Source organism: Peribacillus sp. P4_B1, from assembly GCF_056402395.1.
On the sequence record NZ_JBFUHM010000130.1, the window covers coordinates 1 to 1,970 of the forward strand.

The 1,970-nt window shown below is 39.6% G+C and carries 1 protein-coding gene; it reads left to right on the forward strand.

Annotation, left to right across the window (positions count from 1 at the left end):
- Positions 1 to 533: 533 nt before the first annotated feature.
- Entirely contained in the window at positions 534 to 1,862 is a 1,329-nt protein-coding gene (gene ltrA / locus AC1DVK_RS26750; protein WP_477627811.1) for a group II intron reverse transcriptase/maturase, read from the forward strand.
- Positions 1,863 to 1,970: the final 108 nt, after the last annotated feature.

Sequence of the window (1,970 nt, forward strand, 5' to 3'; positions counted from 1 at the left end):
TTATGGAACAAAAGGGGCAGGTGTGCGGCCGAGCCTAGGTCGTATCATATAGCGGGTGGGATTCCCGCCGAGTAAGAACTAGCCATTCGCTCGTAGCGAGTCTTGGAGGACTAAAGGTAACTCTAGTCTTTAAGCGTAGACAGTTAGGTGGCGGGCCGAAAGCCAAATGGTTGAAGGGATTGAGCTCCATAAACGTTAGTGAACCGAGAGGGCTGATGCCTTACCTGCGTGCAGAAAGCAATATTTTATCCTTCGTCCAAGGCAAGAAGGATAAAACCTCTCTGGAGTCAGAGACCTTGGCACGTTACACATTGATATGATACGGCAACTCGGGAGACCCTTCCGGTCTTTTCTATTTTATTGAAGAGTATGGTGTACAAGCGATAACAAGTAAGGAAACCAAATGCCGTGTAGGGAGTCGGATAGCAGCGTAGTACCAGTGAAGTTGGGTAATGCCGATGGAGGAAAGGCTAGCTACCAGTTATCACCCTTACTAGGGAAACATTTACTACACACAGAGGTAGGAATAATAAATGGAAACAAAACTACTAAGGATAGCAGAATTAGCAAAATCCGAGCCTAAAATGAAATTTACATCTCTTGTGCATTTATTAAATGAGCAATCGCTAACACAGTGTCATCATGAACTACCTAATAAAAAGGCGACTGGTGTTAACGGAACGACTAAAGAACAATACAGCGAAAACTTGGAAGAAAATATAAAGGATTTAGTAAGTAGGCTTAAAAGCAAAAGTTATCGCCCTGTTCCAGTAAGAAGGATGTATATCCCAAAACTCAATTCTACCAAGAAAAGGCCTTTGGGGATACCGGAACATGAGGATAAAATTGTACAAAAAGGCATGACAAAAATACTAAATACTATCTATGAAAATGACTTCCTAGATTGTTCATTTGGTTTCCGTCCTAATAGAAATTGCCATGATGCGCTGAAAATACTGAACCATTATATTGAAAAGAAATCAGTAAGTTATGTAGTGGATGTAGATATCAAGGGTTTCTTTGACAACGTTGACCACAAGTGGATGATGGAGTTCTTGAACCTCCGAGTTACCGACCCTAACCTACAGAGAATAATCAGCAGGTTTCTTAAAGGTGGATACATGGAGGAAGGTAAGAAGTACAAAACAGATAACGGTACACCGCAAGGTGGAGTAATATCTCCGATATTAGCGAATGTATATCTCCATTACGTTCTCGACTTATGGTTTGAGAAAGTGGTTAGGAAACAATGTAAAGGGCAGGCCTACATAGTAAGATATGCAGATGACTTTGTTTGTTGTTTTCAACATAAAAGTGAAGCTCAGCAATTCTTCTATTCATTAAAGCTTAGATTGAAGAAGTTTAACTTGGAGATAGCCGAGGATAAAACGAAAATTATACCCTTTGGGAGGTTTGCAGAAAATAATGCAAAGCGAGATGGGAGTAATAAACCAGATACCTTTGATTTCCTAGGGTTTACTCACTATTGCGGGAAAAGCAAACAAGGGAAATTCCGAGTGAAACGGAAATCTAGTAATAAGAAAGTCCAAGGTAAACTAAAAGAATCTAAAGAATGGCTGAAGATTAATAGAAATAAAGATATTCATACGATCATGGATAGATTTAAACGCTCACTCATAGGTTATTACAACTATTATTGTATGACCGATAACATAAAAACGGTTAACAACTTCAAAGAGAGACTCGAATACTTACTATTTAAATGGCTAAACAGAAGAAGCCAAAGAAAGTCCTTTACATGGGATAAATTTAATCTCTTTCTCCGTAAATATCCACTGCCTTCACCAAGAATCAAAGTGAATATCTATGAACTAAGCAAAGAGATTAGCTACATTCTGTAAACGATGACTAGGAGGAGCCGTGTGCGTTAATAGCGCAAGCACGGTTCTGTGAGGGGGAGGAGTACAATTTACCGTAAGGTAGGAAGGCTCCTTTCTACTCGACTAGTT